A 21,813-nucleotide genomic window follows, 5' to 3' on the forward strand; every position below is an offset into this window, starting at 1 on the left:
TCTGCATAAAGTGGATAAACACATGGAAAATCTGGATAGAGCCCTTCTTTAAATCGCGGTTCAATCAAACAAAGGACTGATTGGACAGAGGAAGAGCCCATGACTGCACGTAACCTCGCCGAATGGCAAAATTTTGTACACAGCTGTATCGATTTTCGACCAAATGATGGTGTTTATCGGATTGCTCGCGATATGTTTACCGAACCAGAACTGTTTGATCTCGAAATGGAGCTCATTTTTGAAAAGGTCTGGATTTATGCTTGCCATGAAAGTGAAATTGCCAATAACAATGATTTCATTACAGTACAGATTGGCCGACAACCGATCATTATCAGCCGTGATGGTAAAGGCGAACTACATGCCATGGTCAATGCCTGTGAGCATCGTGGTGCAACCTTGACCCGTGTGGCCAAAGGCAATCAGTCTGTATTCACCTGCCCGTTTCATGCTTGGTGTTATAAGTCGGATGGCCGTTTAGTCAAAGTCAAAGCGCCAAATGAATATTGTGAAGATTTTGATAAATCCAGCCGTGGTTTAAAACAAGGCCGTATTGCCAGCTATCGTGGATTTGTTTTTGTCAGTCTGGATACTCAGGCCACAGATTCACTAGAAGACTTTTTAGGTGATACTAAAGTGTTTCTTGACTTGATGGTTGATCAATCACCAACAGGTGAGCTTGAAGTATTACAAGGTAAATCTGCTTATACTTTTGCAGGCAACTGGAAACTACAAAATGAAAATGGTCTGGATGGCTATCACGTTAGTACCGTGCATTATAACTATGTTTCCACCGTTCAACATCGCCAGCAAGTCAACGCAGCCAATGGCAGTGAACTCGACACACTCGATTACAGTAAATTAGGTGCGGGTGATGCCGAAACTGACGATGGCTGGTTTAGCTTTAAAAATGGGCATAGTGTGCTGTTTAGCGATATGCCAAATTCAGCAGTACGTCCTGGTTATGATGTGGTGATGCCTTATCTACTGGAAAGATTTGGGGAAAAATGCGCTAAATGGGCCATGCATCGTTTACGTAACCTCAACCTTTATCCAAGCCTGTTCTTTATGGATCAGATCAGTTCACAACTGCGTATTGTCCGCCCAGTGGCGTGGAATAAAACTGAAGTTATTAGCCAATGTATTGGTGTGAAAGGTGAATCAGCGGAGGCACGTCGTAACCGTATTCGTCAATTTGAAGACTTTTTCAATGTATCAGGATTGGGTACACCAGATGATCTGGTGGAATTCCGCGAACAACAAAAAGGCTTTCAGGGGCGTTTAGAACGCTGGAGTGATATCTCACGTGGTTATCACCAATGGAATTATGGCCCATCACAAAATTCACAAGACCTTGGTATTGAACCGGTGATCACAGGACGTGAAATTACTCATGAAGGACTATATGTCAACCAGCATGGTCACTGGCAACGCCTGCTCCTCAATGGACTCAATAAAAAAGCACTTAAGATGCAAGAAGTCACTTTTTTAAATCAATCTGTTACGGATGAGGTGTAACCATGTCTCTAGAACTTCATTTTGCAGTTTCTCAATTTCTTTATAAAAAAGCGGAACTGTGTGATCGCTATGATTGGGATGCTTATCTCGAACTCTATGATGAAGACAGCGAATATCATATCCCACAATGGATTGATGACCATCACTACGTTGAGGATCCCAATCAAGGCTTGTCCTATATTTATTACCCCGATCGTTCAGGACTTGAAGATCGTGTGTTCCGTATCCGCACTGGAAAAGCAGCTTCTGCAATGCCTTTACCGCGCACTCAACATAATATTCACAATGTACAAGTAAAGACTCAAGAAGATGGTTTGGTCGAGGCAAAGGTAAGCTGGCGCACGCTTTATAATCGTCAGGGCCTTGAAGGATGCTTTTATGGTCATGCCACTTATTTGCTCCGTCCAACTGAAGATAGCTTCCGTATTCGTCGTCAACACAGCGTATTGCTTAATGACAAGATAGATTCGGTTCTCGATTTCTATCACGTCTAAGGAGAAATACAATGAGTCATTCTGTTGCACTCAACTTTGCCGATGGTAGAACATTTTTTATCGCGGTACAGGAAGACGAATTGCTGTTAGATGCAGCAGTTCGTCAAGGAATCCACCTCCCGCTCGATTGCCGTGAAGGTGTTTGTGGAACCTGTCAGGGGAAATGTGAAACGGGTATTTATGAACAAGAATATGTCGATGAGGATGCATTAAGCGAACGTGATTTGGCTGAACGTAAAATGCTGGCTTGCCAAACACGGGTTAAGTCTAATGCTGCTTTTTATTTCGATCATAGTTCCGAAATCTGTAATGCGGGTGAAGCTTTAAAAATTACCACGGTGGTTACTGCTGTTGAATTGGTTTCAGAAACCACCGCGATTTTGCATCTCGATGCCAGTAGTTTTGACAAGGAACTGAATTTTTTACCAGGTCAATATGCACGTTTACAAATTCCAGAGACTGACGATTGGCGTTCTTATTCATTTGCCAATCGTCCCAATGCCAACAATCAACTTCAGTTTTTAATTCGTCTGCTGCCAGATGGTGTAATGAGTAATTATCTCAGAGAACGTTGTCAGATCGGACAAAGTCTGATGATGGAAGCACCTTTAGGTAGTTTTTACCTACGTGAAGCTGAACGCCCTCTGATCTTTATTGCAGGTGGTACAGGCTTATCGGCTTTTTTAGGTATGCTCGATAATATTGCTGATCAGCCAAATCAACCCTCAGTGCAACTCTATTATGGCGTCAATACAGAAGCCGATCTATGTGAACAAAAGCGTTTGATCGCCTATGCAGAAACGATCAAAGACTTTAGTTATCATCCGATCATTTCAAGCGCCTCAGAACTATGGCAAGGAAAATCAGGTTATATCCATCAACATCTAGATAAACAACAACTTCAACAACAACGCTTCGATATGTACTTATGTGGCCCGCCACCGATGATCGAAGCCGTCAAATCTTGGCTAGATGAGCAGTCTATCGAAGATTGTTCGATTTACAGTGAGAAATTCTTACAGAGCAATACAGTTAGAACTTAGTTTTAACAACAAAATGCGTGTCATATCTTAAGATATGACACCAACTCACAGCAGGGTTAAGCTCAAGATGATTCAAATCTTATTTGGGCAACAAAACTTATTAAATAGCGAAATCATAGGATGATTTATTGATGGAATTTGGATATTTTTTCTACGTCATCTGAATATTTCAGTTTTGTGATATCCTGATATTTAAAATAATATGAGAGTTTTTAATATAATCATATTATTCAATAAGTTACATCACTAAAAACAACTAAAAATAAATTGATCATTTTAGTCAGATTTGCTATACATAGAGATAGATCTTAAGGAATAGGATCATATAAAGAGTACAAAGCATGATCAACGCTATCCTTTATTTTTTTAAAAATACCATAACGTTTTTATTGATTTGATCACGCCAAACTAGACTAAAAATATGTTGTATCGAGGTATTTTACTTGGTCTATTTTTTGCTTAACTCTTTATATCACTGCCAGCCACTTAAAGTTTTAAGTATTGTTTAGTGCATTTTTAATCAGGTCATCATGTGACATAAAGATTAGCTGTAATAAACAAGCCAGCCAAAAGGAATATTTATGAGTCAGGTCGATCCTACTATGGAATTCAATGGACGTCATTTACAGCAATGTCCCATTTTTTCATCGCAAAACTTAGTCTTTCAGCATCAAGACTTGGGCGAAACCTGCAAAAGTGTTGGGCAAATCTTCAAGCCACATCTATTAAAAATCGTACAACAACAAAACGATTTTCACTCATCCATGCACCATCTTAAAGCAGGACGATTATCCATCAGTCGTCTTGAATACAGTGCCGATGTCTATATTGAACCTGACCATTTAGAAAAATTTTATCTGATTCAAATCCCAACACAGGGATATGCAGAAATTGAAATGAATCAACAAAAATTTATTTCTTATCCGCAAGTTGCCTCTCTAATTTCACCCGAACAATCGCTAAAAATGCGCTGGCATGCCAACTCCCCACAGCTGATTCTCAAAATTGATAAAGATGACCTTTTACAGCACTGCCGCCAGCATCTTCCAGACGCACAGCAGCACCCTCCTATATTTGAACCCAAGCTTGATCTTTCTACCCAAGGCGGTGCTTATTTTTTCCAATTGATGCGTACATTGATGGATGCGCTTGCTTGTGAACAGCATCCTTTGCATCACCCAATGGCATTTAAGCAGTTTGAATCCAGTCTATTTAATGCCCTGATTTACGGCCAAGCCAACAGCTTATTGCATCAAATCGATCAGTACCGAGAAAAAGCCATTTCACCTTATTTTGTCAAACGTACTGAAGCCTATATGCGTGAAAATCTACACGCAAATTTAACCATTGAACAACTGGCTGAACAGGCAGGCGTAAGCGTACGTACCTTGTTTGCAGGATTTAAAAGCTTTTTAAACACCACGCCAATGTCATATTTAAAAGAGTTGCGTTTTGAACAAGCGCATATGGAACTGCTACAAAATGAGCATGTCTCAGTCACAGATGTCGCGTTTAAATGGGGCTTTAGTCATCTTGGGCGTTTTTCTCAGGAATATAAACGTCGTTATGGTGAATTGCCCTCTTGTACACGCCGTAGCACCCTTGAACAGCAAGATCTTAGGTTTAAGCCGTATTCTTAAGCAACCGATGATTTTTAGTTAAAGAGATTTTATTCATTATAAAAAATTAAAAAACCTATTTAGACGTATCTAAATAGGTCAAGTATATCTGTCAGTATGTTGCCATAGCGTTTCAAATTAGAAGTGATGAATATAGCGTAATTGCAAACGAGTTCCTTCAGGACGATTTTTTGCATCCTGTTCAAAATAGGCATTTGTCACGATATGATCATGTTTAGAAAAGCTATACATCGCTCCCGGTCCAATCGCCCACACTTGTTCACGTGTGCCTGTTAATTTTTCACCCTCTACTTCCGTGTCAGTAATTTGCTTGAGCCAGTAACCATTGATCCCTAAGCGTAATTGTGGTGTAAGCGCATAGTCGATTGCAAAATTGGCATGGATCGCTTGCCCTGCCTGAATATCATCTGCAAGACCGAAGCTATAATTTGGATCATCATTTTTAAAATTGTACAAATAGTGCAGACGTGTAGAAACCGTCCACTTTGGATTAAACCAATAAGTTGCTGCCCAGTATGGATCAAATGAGACGGCATTATTGCCCGGATTAATATTTTTATTCTGATCATATTTCCCTGTCGGTAAATTGACCTGAAATTCAAAACGTTGTACGAATTTGGGCCCATCTTTGCCCATGACTGGGTCAAACTGGATAAATGGCCCAATCATCAGATCACCAAAACCCCCTTGGGCTTTAATCGCGGCATTATTTAAACCATCATCCATATCCATTTTACTGACAAATGGAATCAGCACATTCAATCCTAACGATGCGTGTTCACCTACACGCACATCGGACAGATAACTAACTTGTTCAACAATGACTTGATAATTTAAGTCGGTCTTGGGTAAAGCTAACCGATGAGCTTGATTGTCTTTTAACTTGTTCGAATCATAATTTTGCAGATACGTTTGAGAATACCACCCCGGCCCAGCAGGCAGTCCACCATCCAGAAAACTGGTCATGCCCAGATTCACTGTCGGCAAGTCATATGCCTGTGCTGCAACCGCTGTTAAGACCACTGTTCCAGCAAGAAAACCTCTTTTGATCACATTATTTTTCATTTTCGATCCCCGAAAAAAATCACGATCAAAATTGATCGTGATTGTTGCTGTTAAATACTCAGTTCTGGATGCGCTGCAGCAATACGATACTTGCCCGCATGAAACACCAAAGGCTCACCAATACGATGTTGATAATGTTCAATCTGACCAATAAAAATCAGATGATCCCCCCCTTCATATTGATTTACGTTTTTACATACCAATGTTGCCAATACATCTTCTAGTAACGGTAAACCGCGCTCACACTCACGATGTGCAATGTTGGCAAACTTATCCTCTGAACCACGGGCAAAATGCCCTGAAAGTGAGTGATGTTCTTGTGCCAGCATATGAATCGCAAAATATTCGGCCTCAGTAAAATCCAATAAACTTGGTGCAGTCTTTGACAAACTCCACAAAATCAGCGGCGGATCGAGTGACAGTGAAGAAAACGAGTTGGCTGTCATCCCAATTTTTCGTCCATCTCGTCCACGGGTTGTAATCACCGTAACCCCTGTAGCAAACTGCCCTAACAGGTTGCGGATTTCTCTTGGATTTTCCGTATCAATCGGTTTTAAATCCAGTTCCTGCGATGTGTTGATATTCATACCATTCACCTTTGACTTTGCTTCCCTGTTAAGCCACTTTTTGACAGCTTTTCGATTCGATAAAACGTTGCGCCTGTTCTGGATCAAACCACCATGGAGCAAAATTGCGTGGATTATCAAAATTATTGGCAATACTCGAAGCAATGGCATGGTTCTGCTCAGCCGCCGCCAAAAGCTCAATCATGTGCGGTTGTGGAGGCAACAATAAACTGTTGGTCCAAGCCACGACTTTTTCGGCATATACCCAATAACGTTCAAATGTCTGTTGCATCCATTCATCTGTAAATGTTTGATTGTCATGCGCTAAAATGGCATCGAAATAAATTTTGCTACACTTGGCAGCATTGTTTGAACCTTGCCCAGTGATTGGGTCGTTCACCACTAACGCATCGGCCATACCAAAAACTTTACGACCAGATGGCAGGGTTAATATCGGTTTACGCACTCCCGGTGGAAAACGTCCAGACAGATAGCCACCAGCGTCGGTTAATTCAATATTTTCACAACGTGCTGCTTCCCAAGGCACATATTTGTTTAAAATATCTTTACTCATTTGCAAATGCAGTTCTGGTGTTTTTGCATCTTGCCAGCAATCCATCGGCCCACCAGGAATGCCTTCAAACACCATAATTTCACAAGCACCTGTAACTGTAAGCGCAGGAAAACAGAAATATTCACCCACTTCTGGAATCACGTTAAAAGTCACCCGAGAATACGGTGACATCTGCTTCATACCTGTCACATAGGTCAAAGCAAGCGCGCGTTGTGGCTTATCAAAACAACTACGCGCTTCATCACGCTCGAACTGTTTAACCACTTCCCCCTTACCTGCGGCCAGTAAGACCAGCTCATATTCAGCAGTGAGCTGTTCCAGTTCCTCTATTCCAACATCTTGAATAATCAACTGACCGCCACGACGCTCAAACATTTCCATCCAGTACGGCATCTTGACGCGCTGATCTACCGATTGTGCATAACGCTCCAATCGCGCACTCCATGCAAAGGCAGGCTGTTTTGTTTCTGGGTTGACCAGTGTAAATCCAATCCCTTCAACCGCTGGACATTGCTCTTCCCAAAAATTAAGTCCAACATCACGCTCTGTTTGCAAGGCTGTGTGAAACATACACTGACTCGACATGACCTTGCCCTGACGAATTTCATCACCAGTACGGTTGGTGACAATCGTCACCTCATAACCTGTGTCTAATAATCCTAAACCGAGCTGCAATCCAGATTGACCCGCTCCTACTATAGCGATACGACGCATCATGGTTCTCCCATATTTTTTAATTCATTGAGTGTTTTAAATGTTTGATTTGCTATCACGCTTCATCGGCTAAACGTGGAATAGCTGGTTGATTCCCTTCAGGCCCCATGACGGAGTAACCACCATCGACGGCATAATCTGCGCCTGTCACAAAACTTGCGGCTGGCGAGAGTAAAAACAGCACCACATTGGCCACCTCTTCGGGATGACCTAGACGTCCCAGTAAATGGTAGTCAGCTGCTACGGCATCAGCTTTGCTTCGGTTATTGCCACTGATATCGGCAATCACCCGTGACCATGTCCAACCAGGTGATACCGAATTAACCCGCACCCCATCTGCTGCAAAATCCATCGCCATGGACTGGGTGAGTTGTCGCATCGCTGCTTTTGAAACGGGATAAAGCCAACGTCCTGTTTGTGCAAATTTGGCGGAGATCGAGGTAAAATTGACAATCGCACCATGCTTGGTTTTTAAATCCTCATAAAACGCACGGGTCAGTTCGACGGCTGAAAGCAGATTAATATTCAATGCTTGTAACCAGTCTTCACGTGAGGATTTAAAGCCATCATCCAGATAGGTACAGGCCAGATTGACCAAATAATCAACTTTGCCAAAGCTGTCGTGAATTGTTTTCACTGCGTTTACAATCGCCACATCACTGCTTAAATCAGTTTGAATAAATTGCGCCTGCCCGTGCATGGCATCTGCCACTTGCTGTCCTTGTTGGTCAATATCCAGAATAATGACTTTTGCACCTGCATCGACCAGTGCTCGAACCACGGCCTGACCAATCAGGGTTGCACCGCCACTGACCACAGCGATTTTCTGATTCAATTGAATATCCATATTCCACTCCTGATAGTTAAAACGATTTGCCTTCGCTGCTTGACCAAGACGGCATGAGGGTATTGGATGGCAAATCTTCATCCAGTAGTTTTTGAGCAGTTTCTACACCAGCAACAGGTAGTCCTTTAGGATTGAGTAATCCAATTTGAACCAGAACAGATGCCTGATCCCAGTAGATATGTTCATGGCAGAGTTTTGGGCCACGAAACTGAATCACACCCAACATTGGAATCTCAACATACTTTCCTGTTGGCGCGACACCCGGCAGTAACCAGTCAATTTCACTGTCATGGGTAAAACTCATAATGAATTCATCCACCACCTGTGTTGAACCGACAGTGCGGGAGATCGATGTAATCTTCATATCTTTTGGATTTTGATGAACGAAGTGATATTGATAAAAGCGGGCAAGTTGGCTATATCCCACACCGCCTGTCAATGTTGGAATATGATTAACATAGGGTTGCGCCACCATGGTTGCCATAGTGGCAGGTACATCGCGTGTATCAAATTCATAACGGATATGCGCTTCCCAAAGTGCAACCAAATCATAGACTGGTCCGATACTTTGATGCAGTGCGGTAATACTGCGTTCATGAGCAAAACGTGCGGAAGGTTTGTGATAATGTTCGCTGTTTGGTCGGGCAAAGGCATGATCTACACCCTCATAGACATAAGCCTGAACATTGCTATATTGGGCGACAGCATCCAATATCTTTTGGCGTGCCTCTGGCGGTGTAAACTTGTCTAATTCAGCAATATGTAAAACTACACGACCTTTGGCATTTTCAAGTTCATTGAGTGTCTTCTCGATTCCTACCCCGTAATACCCCACAGCACAGGCCACTTCAGGAATACGACAACCTGCCAGATACGCCAGTTTTCCACCCAGACAATACCCAACGACACCTAATCCTGCACTGGCATCGCAACTCTCTAAAGTTTTGAGAAAATTTAAGCTATCTTGAATATCTTCTACACCTTGATCTTCATCATAGTGTTGATAAAGCTCGAAGGCTTTTTGAAAATCTTGCTCGGTATAACCCAGTTCAATGCGGGGTGCAGTCCGCCAGAATAAATCTGGTACCAATACGGTATAACCTTCCTCAGCCAAAAAATCAGCCTTGATACGCATTGCTGCATTCACACCAAAAATTTCTTGACACAGTACAATTCCAGGCCCTTTTCCGCCCTCTGCAATTGCCAAATACCCAGCAAATGACTTTCCTGTTTGTGTTTTTACTTCAATATATTGACCTGACATTTCATCCACTCCAGACCTAACCGTTAGCGTTATCATGTCTGTGAAAGGTATTTAACGTCTGTCCAAAATCTGCGAGGATTATCCAATCAGTGCGGAATACTGTGAAAGATGAAAATTCATTGCATAAAATTTATTTTAGAAATCATTAGATTTTTTTCATAAAAAAAATGAGCATATTGAGCGAATCATTTTGATATTGAAATTGCCTTTGGGCTGAGGCGAGGATGAGAGGGCTTTTATGTTGAATTATGGTTTTAATAAGGACTTATGATAGAAGCCGATTGCCACTTTTTATAAATATCTTGTCATCTACTATTCTGAACAACATTATCTTAAACAAGATTTTGCTCACCACATCAATAAGCCATAGTTAAATAAGTAAATCTGCAATTTTGCAAAAGTTCTCAATAAAAGCCATTGTTAAAGTCCATCTCACTTAGCAATACATTGCAACAATACCCTGTTGTTCAGTAAGCTATGTCTAACGCTACATGTAATGCACGCTTCTGTGCGATTCGTCCAACTTCTATAAAGCTGATTCTACCAAGCTGAGTGAATATATTAGACATGGTTTCTGATTTATTAAATTCTAATATGCACCCTGCATTTTCTGACAACAATCAAGTTCGTGTAGTAACGACTTTTTCTGAACTTGTAAATACGACATTTCAAGGCGAGATAAATGCCATTTGTTGGAATAGAGATTTGCTGGGTGATTTTAAAGAAATTGTGTCTAAACTTGAGTTAAAAGAAAATATTACCGAAGTTTCCACTGAAGATCTTTTAGCACTACAACTTTCAGAAAAAGGCATTTTGGCAAGAGATGTCATCTTAAGGGATATACAGCTTCTAACTGATTTCGGTGCATCACCTTCACTGAATTTACTTAAACATTATGAACGGGATCAAGATCTGGATTTCATTTCTACAGATGTATATTCGTATCATGTTGATCGTTCGCCCATTGAAACAGATACTTTTTTATGTACCTATCATGGCGCTGCCAGTGACATCATCTCCAATGATCAAGTGGAACAAAAGATTTTGATCCCAGAAATCAGGGAAAAGCTTAAAGCATTACATGACGGTCCTGAAGCAGAATTTGAAACCTTTCTGCAAGAGTATTTTTTTGATCTGCATTACCAGCCGAAACCCAACTCAGAACCTGTAAATTTAGGCTCAGGACATCTTTGGCGCTTAGCGGTAGATCATCCAACACAACAGGTTTTACCTTGCGTTCATCGAGCGCCCGTTGAAAAGGATGGCGAGTATAGGTTGTTATTAATTTGTTAGATCATGCCCCAATACAGCGAATAAGTAGAGAAAAATTGCCTCTTGAGATGACAAGCCTAAAAAGAATGATCAAAGCACGCGCTTGTAAATAATGCTGTGTAATTCCATTTTAAAAGAATCAACGACTCGCACTTTAAGCAAGAGACTAAAGTAGTTTATTAAACGCTTTCCAATTTTGGAAAGAATCAGGTTAAAAGCGCGAATGAATTAATAGATTATATTTTTACTCGATTCTTGGTTTCACTTGGATTCTCTCCAAATTCTTCACGATATTCATGCGAAAAACGACCCAAGTGATTAAATCCCCAATCAAAAGCTAATTTTGAAATGGAAATATTTTTATCCATAGAGGTACTTAAGGTCTTATAAACTTGTTGTAAACGATATCTACGTAAAAAAGTCAAAGGACTTGTTCCATAATACTGTTGAAATTCAGCATATAATTTAGACTTTGATACGCCAGCTAATCTTAGCAAATCTTCTGCACGAATCTCTTCATGGGCATACTTCTGAATATAGTCGCATACCTTACGTAAATATTCTGGCACTTGTTGATCAGATAAGGATCTTAACAAGCTTGAATAATTATTTTCTTGCGAGAGTAATAAAGCTTTAATCAGGAAATTTTCATAATCCTCTGACCAAAGTTGTAAGCCCTGCATACTTTTGTATTGAGATCGCAGCAACAAAAAATGATCAATATTTTGCCACCACATCCCGATACCCTGATCAATCTTCAAACTCATTTCAGGATTAAAAACCACGGGTTCATCAACAGACTGACGTAGTAATTCGCCTAACACCTTCTGCATACTTTTTTCAGGAATAACCACTTGATATTTTTTACAATCTTTATCAATCGCTAAATCCTGCAAATCTGCATTAGATAAAATTAGCCCTTTATCAGCACTGGAAATGTAATTGGTGCCATTGATTGCTAAAGTCTGCTTACCTTGAATCGGCAAGCTAATACTATATGCCCTTAAATTAGACGTGTTAATGAGTACATTTGCACCATAGCTGATCTTACCGATCGCCATACGCTTGTGGGGTAATCGAATCCCTTCATAATGGAAATCTAAGACATTTCGACCGCATGTATCTAAATGATGCTCCCCACATATTGAGGACATTAAACTGTGTGCAAATTCTGCCTGACGGGAATAGTGATTTAGATCCATCTCTTGGCTTAGTGATAACATATTCTTTTCACCTAGCTAACGCTCAATACTTGTTAAGGGGCAAATTACGTGCCAATTCCTTCACTTAAAATATTAAACTGTGTTTATCCATAAACAATGTAGAAAATCAATTTTGTATCTTTCTTTATAACAAATTTAATTGAGAACTTATATACAATTTGAGTATGAAATTATTACTAAAATAAGTCCCCTTGCAAAAAATCTCCAGCATTTTAAAATCTGACTACAACGTAAAAAACATTATTTTCTTTAGCTCGTGATTAAAAACATATGCATATATTAAAATATCTAAAAAACCAACACTCCCATCATTTATACTGCATATTTAAGCCATCCTCAACATAATAAAAAATTATGAGGCTATTGACTCTAATTCACCTTAACTTGTAGCGATACTCAATATAACCTGCAATACTTATCATTATTTATTAAAGCTTACATCTAATACTCAAAATTATTTAAAATAATTCGACCTCTATTGAATAAATCAAAAAATAAGTATATTAAGAAAATCATACTGCTATTCAAAGTGCCTTCTCCACGTTGAAGAAGGCGAGGATAATGGTTTATATGTTGATTTATGCTTTTAAAAGAACTTATGTAACAAAATAGCTGATAATTACCATTGATAACGAAGCCTAAATAAATGCAGATCAGGCGTTGCTTTACTATCACTGGTATATAATCGTTCATAGTCAAAACCAATACCATAATTAAAGCGCAAAGCCATGCCTACTCCGAAATCACGCCTTGAAAAATCTTCACCTTGAATATATTTAATGTGATCTCCCATAACATAAGGCTGTATCGATTGAATGCCATAATTTTGTACTTTAAACTTATATCCTGCATAGTATTCAATACCATAGGCTTCAGTATCCAAATAATGTTCTACGCCATAAGGCGCTGGCTGATTGCGCGCAAGATTATTCGGCACTAAATTCTTATACCATCCTGCTCCCACTCCCCACATCCACTGACCATCAAAATAATATAAAGCTGTAGCGATTATATGTTGGGATAGATCATTATTATCTTGTGAATCAGATAAACTGACTTGATTATGTTTATAAGAAGTTCCCCAATTTAAATTTTTGCTCAAATGAACATCCGTTGCGATCTCTTCACCTGATTTCAATTTATAGTGGAAGTTGTTCAGTGATGTTTCATCTCCAAATAAGTACGCTGCATAAAAATCAACATATTGATTTTTCTTTTCATAACGTAATGTTTTACTTGAAACTAAGGTTCCATCAAAAAATGAAAAAGGACTCCACGTAGAAACTTGGCCCAACATATCGTAATCCCAAAGATCTGTTTTCACTCCAACGACATCATGGTAAATGCTATACATTTTGCCAAACTTTAATGTGCCATATTGAGAATTTTCCATACCCACATAGGCTTGAATCGTTGTGAACTCTTCATCATTCTTAGCATAATGACCATCCCAGTCTAAGATTTTTGGCAAATTGAAATAATTTTGATACCCTACAATTAAATGTGTATTTTCATTCAATTTATAATCAAGATCTAAATACATACGGCTCGCAGCACTATAACCATTTCTACGATATTTTTGACTTTGATTATTCGCATTATATTGATCAAAGTTTAAAGCTTGTAAGCGCATGCTCCCATGTGTTTTAACTGTCAAACTATCTTGATCAGAAAAAATTTGATCTTGATGAATCAGCTCAACTTCAGCAAATACTGTTGTTGCATTTAGTATTACCCATGTGAAACAAGCAATTTTTAATGTATTTTTTAACATTTCTACATCCTTGTTATTCAGATTTAAATCGTTAGACTATCCTTTCTAACCATGATGAAATTTATAACAATTAAATATTATCCGTGTATTTTAATGTAATATAAAAATTATGATTAAAATTTTCTGAAATTTTTATTCATTCAAATCAGAACTTCAACAAACATAATATTACAATCACATTTACGGCAAAATATTCAAAGCATCAATATTTTAGAATTACTTATACTACTAGAGTGTTTTTAATAATTTATTCGACAATCCCCTATTAATATGCGGATTATTAAAACCCAATATCACATTTATTAGAAATTTTAGAAAAATATATTAATACGACTTTAGGATCATCTCATCGATTTTATGTGTTATTAAGAACCAAATTCCTCTTGGTTTATTCTTTTCAAAAAAACCGAAATGGATAACCAATTCGGTTTTAGATTGCATATCGTCATCAAACTATTTTTTATGAATATTCCCTTGATTCTGAATAAATTCAGCAATATTAATTACATCAAGATCCTCACTCGCATGGACAGGACCTTTAAACTCACGCCCAGCTGTTGTTTGTAAATATTCACTATTAATTTTTTCATTATCGGGCCAAATATGATTCAATACCAATCCCTTAGCCCCCATTTTCGTAGCAAAGGCACCTACACCTAAGGTTGCTTTATGATTACGAGGATCTGTTCCTGAAATAATCGCTGTATGACCATCTAAAATCTGTGTCGTCATGGTTTTTTCTAAAGGTGTACCTGCAAACACTGCTACAGCTGCATTTACATCCATCACTTCATTAATCAAAATGTCGGTATTTTTACCCAAACGAAGTAAATTTTCATTTGGAGCAGTATCACCACTAAATGTGACCGATCCATATTTAGTATCAAAGCGATAAGACCAAGCTGGATATACCAGTGGATGCTGAGCCAATGCTGCTGTCACTTTTACATAATCATCTTGATAGACCTGTATCGGGTTCATCACAGGTGACATATTGCTAGGACTGGCATTTTTAGGTGCAGGTAATGCCATAATGTTTAACATCCCTTGACCATTTGTTCCGGTCAAATCTCGTGGATGATCATCTGCACGACGTACTGTGTGAATTGCATTATTCATGTCATAAGCATTTGCAGCAAAATGCAGCTGCATTAATTCTTTAATGCCTGGCGTTGGGTCTTCAGCATGGATTAATTTAGTATTTGGTAAATGACCAAATCCAGCATCATCACCTAATTTACCATTCGAGTCAGCACGATCTGGTCCAACCAATGCAATTTCTTGTTTGCCATATTTCCAATTAGGGAAGTTAACATTCACAAATGGATACAGATCATCCACATGATCAGAGTGCAAGTGTGTAATAAAAATTCCACGCACATCGCCAAAATTCAGACCACTTTCATAAAAGCGTTGTACCAAACCTGATCCTGCATCAATAACATAGACTTGACCATCTACAACCAGCGCTGTTGATGTCGCAGCCCTTAGACTTGGGAAAGGTCCTGCTCTAGTCCCCAACATAACAAGGTACATTCCTGTGCGTGGCGGTGGAGTCGCTCTAACTCGTTTAGCTTGACGCTGCAAGTAACTTGGTGTCGCACTCTTTAAACTCTTTGATTGTGTATCAGTACGATTAAACGCTTGTTCATCTGCGGCAAAACTCAACTGGCCAATAAAACAAGTGGAAATAGCAACACACAAATATTTTTTTAAATTTTTCATATTAATTCCCTTTATATAAAACAGTCTTTAAAAATCACAGCACATCATTTTCTGTAATTTCATCGATTACGGTATTTTCAAAGCAAAACTATTGAGTTAATAGCGTTAGTTTTCTATTAATCTCAGCCAGTAAGAGAATCCTTCACTTAAGGTTTTACATTTTACTCATCATAATTTTAACAATCATTTTTGAACAATCTTTCTAATTTTTAGGTTAATTACAACGATATTTTGAATAAAATTTAAATAATAATGAAAAATTACTCATTATATTCTATTTTATAAACTCCATCCTATTCACTGGGTCTAGCTAACATTATGCTACTCAGCTATATAAAAACTTAATGTCATTAGACCTCAATAATTTGCTTGATGTTTAACATGCTATCTTGCATTGTTATAAGGCTATTGCTTATCATCCATTCCACGCTTTAATAGACAGCGAATTGTTTTATTATTATTCCATTCGTTCAAGAAATTTTCTTTTTAAACCAATAAATTATTAATAGAACCATTAAAAATGAAATACCAAACTGCAATGTTGATTTAAACTCGTCAGTAAACCAAGTGGTAATCGTAATGCTAAATATACTGATCAAACCTAATAATGAGATAAGCCGACTCGCTGGAATTTTAAATTTCAGTACTATTTGATGGCTTGCAAGATGTTTTCGGAAAAATATATGTGTTACAAAAATACTTCCCCATGTAAATAATGCACCAAACATGGAAAGTGCAATCATGATAGGAAATGCTGACTCTGGATTAATGCTATAAACTACACTCGCAACTCCAATCCCTATTGCAGAGAGCATTAATGCATTTATGGGCACACCATTGCTGCGGATTTTTCCAAAGATTTTTGGAGCATCTCCTGCACGTGATAAACTAAAAAGCATACGGGTTGAAATGTAGAGCATACTGTTCATCGCTGAAAGTGCGGCCACAACAACAATAGCGTTTAAAATACTGTCCGCATATGGGATACCGACCAGTCTCATGACTGTGACAAACGGACTGGTTGCATCTTTTCCAATCAATTCAGTCCATGGTACTAGTGTCACAATTAAAAATAGTGACAGTAAATAGAATAGAATCAACCGTACAGCCGTACTCTTAAATGCATATTTTACCGCTTTTTCTGGATCAGCAGCTTCACCTGCTGCCACAGCAATCATTTCAATACTGAGATAACTAAAAATAGAAATAATGACACCAATCCAGACCCCACTAAAACCATTTGGGAAAAATCCCCCATGACCAGTTAAATGAGCCGTGATATGGCTTTGCTCAGTATTTTGCGTGAGAATTCCAATTGCGAGTAATATAAATACAATAATGGCAAAAATCTTAATGGTAGAGAACCAATATTCAACCAATCCAAAGGCTTTGACACTATAAGCATTAACCGCGAGCAAAGTCCCTGAGAAAAACACGATCCAGAACCAAGCATGAACATCTGGAAACCACATTTTCATATAATCAGCGACAGCGGTAATTTCAGTACCAACCGCAAGAACCATACAAGCCCAATAACTATAACGCACTAAGAACCCAGCTAATGGACTAATATAATGTTCTGCATAAGCTCCAAAAGATCCTGAGGTCGGGTGCTGAACCGTCATTTCTGCAAGACATGCCATCAGTGCAAAAGCGATTAATCCACCAATAGCGTAACTGACAATAACTGCAGGACCTGCATAACTAATCGCAAACTTACTCCCCATAAATAAGCCAGTACCAATCGCACCACCAATGGCAATCATACTCATTTGCTTTGCAGTCAATTTTTTATGTAGGCCCGATTCCCTAGTTTGAATTTCATCAAAATTATTCATAAACCCCTCCTGGGTAAATGTATTTTTGTTTATAAAGCAACTTAGATTAAGTGACTTGCCCGCGAACTTGATATTCGCTGTTCTCCCATTCACCTAATATCATGACTTGCTTTAGGTGCTGTACAGCATCCCAAATATCAACAAAACCGAGATATAGAGGGGTGATTCCAAAACGTAATACTTCAGGTTCTCGATAATCACCTATTACCCCGCGCTTAATTAATGCTTGGATAATCTCATAACCAAATTGATGTTTATAACTCACATGACTACCGCGATGTTTATGCGCAACTGGGGTAATCATTTCGAACCCAAAGTCAGCGCATTCTTGCTCGACTAAAGCCATAAATAAATCTGTCAGCTTTAAAGATTTTGTTCGAATTTTATCCATACTGGTATTGAGGAAAATATCTAAACCACACTCAATGAGACTCATTGAAATAATACTTTGAGTGCCACATAAATAACGACGAATACCTACGGCTGGTTCATAGTTTTGAGCCATATCAAAAGGTTTGTTGTGCCCCCACCATCCAGATAAGGGTTGCCAAAACCTATTGTGATGTTTCGGATTAACCCAAAGTAAAGCTGGAGAGCCAGGGCCACCATTTAAATATTTATAAGTACATCCAATCGCAAAATCACTATCTGTCTGATTTAATTCAATCGGAACAGCACCAACAGAATGACAAAGGTCCCAAATAATCAAAGCACCTTGAGCATGAATCTTTTGATTAATGTCGTTCATGTCATACAAATAGCCAGTACGATAATTCACATGTGAAAGCACCACCACAGCAACATCGTTTTGATTTAAGAGTACATCTAAGTCATTTTCGTTTTCAATTAATTCCAAACGATAGCCTTGATGAATAAGATCCAAAAATCCTTCAATGATATAAATATCCGTTGGAAAGGCATCTTTTTCAGCAATAATTACTTTACGTGAAACATCCTTTTCTGCTTGAATTTTCACAGCTGAAGATAAGACCTTAAAAAGGTTTAATGTCGTTGAATCGGAAATAACTGTTTCACCAGCATTTACACCAATTAATTCAGCAACTTTATCTCCCAGACGGGTAGATAATCCCCACCAATCTGCGGTGTTCCAGCTATTAATCAGGTCATTGCCCCATTCCTGAGAAATAACCTGTTGTGCTAAATCTAATGATTTGGCGGGTCGAGCACCTAATGAATTACCATCAAGATAAATAACATTTGTTGGAAGTGAAAATTCGTTTTTAAATTGTGCTAGCGGGTCTTCCTTATCCCAAACTTGACATTGTTCACGTGTAATCATGTTTTCTCCTTTTGAAAATCGCCCTTTATTTAGTTAAATATTATCATGATGAAAATATGATTTATTCGATAGTATCTAGTCATTTTCTTATATTTTGATATATAATTCTAATTAAATGGATTATATTTGAAGGATATCCCATCATGGATTTAGATGTTATTGATCTTAAAATTCTAAAACTGTTGCAAGAAGATGCACGCTTAAGCAATCAAGATCTGGCTGATCTTGTGCACTTATCTGCTTCTGCTTGTCATCGTAGAGTAAAGATTTTGGAATCAAATGGAATTATTGAAAAATACCAAGCGAAAATAAATTATGCGAAATTGGGTATCAAAATAGAGGCAATGGTAGAAATCAAGTTGGCTCATCTTACAGATGAAGATCATCACACCTTTATGACTCAAATTAGGGATTTTGATGAAGTAATCAACGTTTATATTATTACTGGCGAATCTAACTATGTTTTGTGGGTAGCAACAAAAGACCTAGATTCTTTTTCTCAATTTATCATCAATAAGCTCAATAAGATTAAAGGCATTATGAATATAAACTCGAAGATCGTTTTGAAAAAACTGGTGCAAAAGAGTTTGATTTAAAATTCACTTAATTTTATTATCAACTTACAATAAAAGTATTAACAATATTCTAATAAAAATTTAGGAAGCCTTCTGATAAATATTTTTCCGTTTTTTTTTCTTACTTTTGGCTATATCTTGAGCTAATCATTATTTTGACATCTGGATATATTCCAACTGTAGTTTGAATTGACTAAATATATCTAATTTAATTAGACTTCATTAATGAAGTCTAATTAAATTTTCCATATAAAAGCACATTAAAAAATTATTTTTCCTAAATTAAAGAAATTACTCTTACTTTTAAAAACTAGCAAACCATCTTGAAACGTCTTTTAAGAAATAATCTGGTGGGTAATGTCCTTTTAAACTTCCACCTCCAGAATACTGACCAAGTTGATAAAGAGTCAATCTTACAGGTGCGACCTGACATTGGGTGTATTCAGTTGTTTCGTTTGATAGTTTTTTAGTCGAAGAGGTTTTACATTTATGATTATCTAACCAAAATGTATTCTGCTCTTTTCCAAACAATCCATTTGGACTCTTACTGCCAAAAAAATCATCTGCCAAGCCAAATACAGTCCAAACTGCAGGATTACCTTTGCACTTAACAGCATTATTATTATCATCATAAAACCAATATGGACTATTGGCTGCAACTGGTGCAATTGCTTTAAACTGATCTCCTAGCGAACATCCAACTACAGCAGCCATATCGCCTCCCCAAGAATGCCCAGTAACAAATATTCTTGTTGAATCAATTGAATAGTTACGCTTAACTAAAGAAAGTAATTCCTCAGTAAATTTGATATCATGATTTCCAGAAAAATCCCCACCGTTTGGCCCTAAGGCCCAACCTTTATCGACTCCCCAACGCCATTTTTGATCAGGATAAATAAAAATAGTATCAGGCATATTTTTTTCCAATCCATGAGCCGAAGAACTCCATCCCTGTCCAAACCAATCCTTCATTTCTTTACCTGTAGTATCTGTTCCCGCAAAAACCAATACCAACTTATATTTTTTCAATGGAGTATAATTTTTAGGTAAAGTAACGAAATAACTTCTATTTCCTCCAGCAGCTTCAGAAAAGCTATTATTCAGTTGCCCACTTGGGGGCATAGCCGCAAAAACCATATTAGTAAATAAGAAAAATAATATATTTATCTTAAATAAAATTTTTAAAATACGTTTTTTTCCCATATCATTCACCTAATTTTAAACATCATATAATTTAAGAGCCATATCTAGATTAAAATTAATATATTTAAAATATATTAATAATATAGCAACATGAAACAACCCAATCTTGAAAATCATTTAAATATAAAATTGCACAACAAGCTTCTTAAAGCTAAAAATATTACAATCCTTTTTAAACGATCATAAATTCAATAACTTTCCTGTTAATATGTCTTCCTAAAAAGAAAAATCTGGTACCACGACTAACTCGAAGATAACTAAGCATTCTTTTTCTTTTTAAAATAAGGAGCAAGTAAAGAATCCCAAGCATCAACTATTTGTTGATATTCATGTTCACAGTCTTCAGCACGTTCCTTATGAAGCAACTCATCATTTATAAGACTCTGGAAGCTCTTCGGATCAGAACCGTAAACGTAACAAAGAAAATTTACAGCACGTTGTGCATCTAAAGAATGTGAATCATAAAAAAGTAAATCATCCAATGAAGTCGCTCTTCTTGCAGCAAGACCATAGGTATCTGAAACTGTAAGAAGGTACTCTTTATCTTGATCGTCATAAGTTAAAATATATGCTGCCAACTGATCTGCTACATCTTCTTCTCTACCCGTAATTTTTAAATCGAGCTCTGCAATAAGGGCGTGTCCAGTTTCATGGAATAAAGTTCCCACAGCACTTTGATATAACTCATTTTCTAATATGACACCTGAATCGCCAGCTTCAGTGAACATTTTCCTTTCTTCTGCACCCAATTCGTAACATAGTTCAATTGTTTTCTTATCACTGTCATAAAATGCATTCGCTTCATTACACTCTTTTGCAATAACTTTGATATCAGAGGGAATATTAACAAAATCATTCATTTCTTCAGTATAGCCTTCTAATAATTTCCGACTACGCCAAAGACCTTCCTCAATTCTATTGTCTGCATTTAGAGCAGGTTCATAAATTGGGATAAATTTTCCTTGTAAAGTAGGTACCTTACTTGATGCCTGTTGTTGAGTATTTGTAGATTTACTGTCTGAACTATCATTACAAGCCGTCAGGCCTAACAGCGTTATGAATGTAACAGAAAATAATCTTAAAATTTTGGAGTATTTTAAAACATCATCTTTCATATATAGATTTCCTTTTTAATTAAAAGTATTTGAATATTAATCAAAGATAAAATTCAAATAAAAAAT

Annotated in this window: 18 protein-coding genes; 6 read left to right on the plus strand and 12 right to left on the minus strand. The window is 37.7% G+C overall.

Annotation, left to right across the window (positions count from 1 at the left end; genetic code table 11):
- Positions 1 to 99 precede the first annotated feature (99 nt).
- The 4 genes from antA to ACQ7EO_RS13985 all read left to right on the plus strand — a co-directional run bounded on the left by antA (position 100) and on the right by ACQ7EO_RS13985 (position 4,692).
- Positions 100 to 1,515: an anthranilate 1,2-dioxygenase large subunit gene (antA, locus tag ACQ7EO_RS13970; RefSeq protein WP_434277717.1), complete on the plus strand. Its 1,416-nt coding sequence runs from the start codon at positions 100 to 102 to the stop codon at positions 1,513 to 1,515.
- A gap of 2 nt (positions 1,516 to 1,517) precedes the next feature.
- Positions 1,518 to 2,009 carry an anthranilate 1,2-dioxygenase small subunit gene (gene antB / locus ACQ7EO_RS13975; protein WP_434277719.1) on the plus strand — a complete coding sequence of 164 codons (492 nt, stop codon included), beginning with the start codon at positions 1,518 to 1,520 and terminating at the stop codon, positions 2,007 to 2,009.
- An 11-nt stretch (positions 2,010 to 2,020) separates the two neighbouring features.
- The gene (antC, locus tag ACQ7EO_RS13980; RefSeq protein WP_434277721.1) at positions 2,021 to 3,052 is read left to right on the plus strand and encodes an anthranilate 1,2-dioxygenase electron transfer component AntC; all 1,032 of its coding nucleotides are present in this window, start codon (positions 2,021 to 2,023) and stop codon (positions 3,050 to 3,052) included.
- Between the two features lie 581 nt (positions 3,053 to 3,633).
- Positions 3,634 to 4,692, plus strand: a complete 1,059-nt coding sequence (locus ACQ7EO_RS13985; RefSeq protein ID WP_004721620.1) for an AraC family transcriptional regulator — start codon at positions 3,634 to 3,636, stop codon at positions 4,690 to 4,692.
- A 117-nt stretch (positions 4,693 to 4,809) separates the two neighbouring features.
- Here ACQ7EO_RS13985 and ACQ7EO_RS13990 read toward each other — a convergent pair whose 3' ends face one another.
- The 5 genes from ACQ7EO_RS13990 to ACQ7EO_RS14010 are packed head-to-tail and all read right to left on the minus strand — an operon-like array spanning position 4,810 to position 9,722.
- Positions 4,810 to 5,757, minus strand: coding sequence for a SphA family protein (locus ACQ7EO_RS13990; RefSeq protein ID WP_434277723.1), 948 nt, complete (start codon positions 5,755 to 5,757; stop codon positions 4,810 to 4,812).
- 50 nt (positions 5,758 to 5,807) lie between these two features.
- The gene (locus ACQ7EO_RS13995; RefSeq protein ID WP_004721623.1) at positions 5,808 to 6,344 is read right to left on the minus strand and encodes a flavin reductase family protein; all 537 of its coding nucleotides are present in this window, start codon (positions 6,342 to 6,344) and stop codon (positions 5,808 to 5,810) included.
- A gap of 28 nt (positions 6,345 to 6,372) precedes the next feature.
- Positions 6,373 to 7,611, minus strand: coding sequence for a styrene monooxygenase/indole monooxygenase family protein (locus ACQ7EO_RS14000; protein ID WP_434277725.1), 1,239 nt, complete (start codon positions 7,609 to 7,611; stop codon positions 6,373 to 6,375).
- A gap of 55 nt (positions 7,612 to 7,666) precedes the next feature.
- The gene (locus ACQ7EO_RS14005; protein WP_434277727.1) at positions 7,667 to 8,458 is read right to left on the minus strand and encodes an SDR family oxidoreductase; all 792 of its coding nucleotides are present in this window, start codon (positions 8,456 to 8,458) and stop codon (positions 7,667 to 7,669) included.
- 16 nt (positions 8,459 to 8,474) lie between these two features.
- Positions 8,475 to 9,722: a dienelactone hydrolase family protein gene (locus tag ACQ7EO_RS14010; protein ID WP_434277728.1), complete on the minus strand. Its 1,248-nt coding sequence runs from the start codon at positions 9,720 to 9,722 to the stop codon at positions 8,475 to 8,477.
- A 594-nt stretch (positions 9,723 to 10,316) separates the two neighbouring features.
- Between ACQ7EO_RS14010 and ACQ7EO_RS14015 the strand changes: the two genes are divergently transcribed.
- A complete protein-coding gene (locus ACQ7EO_RS14015; protein WP_434279620.1) occupies positions 10,317 to 11,015 on the plus strand; it encodes a DUF1826 domain-containing protein in 699 nt (232 codons plus the stop codon).
- Between the two features lie 215 nt (positions 11,016 to 11,230).
- Here ACQ7EO_RS14015 and ACQ7EO_RS14020 read toward each other — a convergent pair whose 3' ends face one another.
- The 5 genes from ACQ7EO_RS14020 to kynU all read right to left on the minus strand — a co-directional run bounded on the left by ACQ7EO_RS14020 (position 11,231) and on the right by kynU (position 18,854).
- Entirely contained in the window at positions 11,231 to 12,217 is a 987-nt protein-coding gene (locus ACQ7EO_RS14020) for an AraC family transcriptional regulator (protein WP_434277729.1), read from the minus strand.
- A gap of 619 nt (positions 12,218 to 12,836) precedes the next feature.
- Complete coding sequence (locus tag ACQ7EO_RS14025; RefSeq protein WP_434277731.1) at positions 12,837 to 13,991, minus strand: porin; 1,155 nt, start codon at positions 13,989 to 13,991, stop codon at positions 12,837 to 12,839.
- A gap of 453 nt (positions 13,992 to 14,444) precedes the next feature.
- On the minus strand, positions 14,445 to 15,716 hold the full coding sequence (locus ACQ7EO_RS14030; RefSeq protein ID WP_434277733.1) for an MBL fold metallo-hydrolase: 1,272 nt from the start codon (positions 15,714 to 15,716) through the stop codon (positions 14,445 to 14,447).
- Between the two features lie 470 nt (positions 15,717 to 16,186).
- Positions 16,187 to 17,554 (minus strand): amino acid permease, encoded by a 1,368-nt coding sequence (locus tag ACQ7EO_RS14035; RefSeq protein WP_434277734.1) that lies wholly within the window; start codon positions 17,552 to 17,554, stop codon positions 16,187 to 16,189.
- Between the two features lie 46 nt (positions 17,555 to 17,600).
- Positions 17,601 to 18,854 (minus strand): kynureninase, encoded by a 1,254-nt coding sequence (kynU, locus tag ACQ7EO_RS14040; RefSeq protein ID WP_434277735.1) that lies wholly within the window; start codon positions 18,852 to 18,854, stop codon positions 17,601 to 17,603.
- A gap of 143 nt (positions 18,855 to 18,997) precedes the next feature.
- On the opposite strand from kynU, the gene gigD reads away from it, so the two are divergent.
- The gene (gigD, locus tag ACQ7EO_RS14045; RefSeq protein ID WP_434277736.1) at positions 18,998 to 19,450 is read left to right on the plus strand and encodes an Lrp/AsnC family transcriptional regulator GigD; all 453 of its coding nucleotides are present in this window, start codon (positions 18,998 to 19,000) and stop codon (positions 19,448 to 19,450) included.
- A gap of 282 nt (positions 19,451 to 19,732) precedes the next feature.
- Here the strand turns inward: gigD and ACQ7EO_RS14050 are convergent, their stop codons facing one another.
- Both ACQ7EO_RS14050 and ACQ7EO_RS14055 read right to left on the minus strand, forming a co-directional pair.
- Positions 19,733 to 20,632, minus strand: a complete 900-nt coding sequence (locus ACQ7EO_RS14050; RefSeq protein WP_434277737.1) for an alpha/beta hydrolase family esterase — start codon at positions 20,630 to 20,632, stop codon at positions 19,733 to 19,735.
- Positions 20,633 to 20,889: 257 nt separating this feature from the next.
- Complete coding sequence (locus tag ACQ7EO_RS14055; RefSeq protein WP_434277738.1) at positions 20,890 to 21,747, minus strand: DUF4344 domain-containing metallopeptidase; 858 nt, start codon at positions 21,745 to 21,747, stop codon at positions 20,890 to 20,892.
- Positions 21,748 to 21,813 lie beyond the last annotated feature (66 nt).

Origin of the sequence: Acinetobacter sp. CE-15 (assembly GCF_051059255.1) — a bacterium.
GTDB classification, from domain to species: domain Bacteria; phylum Pseudomonadota; class Gammaproteobacteria; order Pseudomonadales; family Moraxellaceae; genus Acinetobacter; species Acinetobacter guillouiae.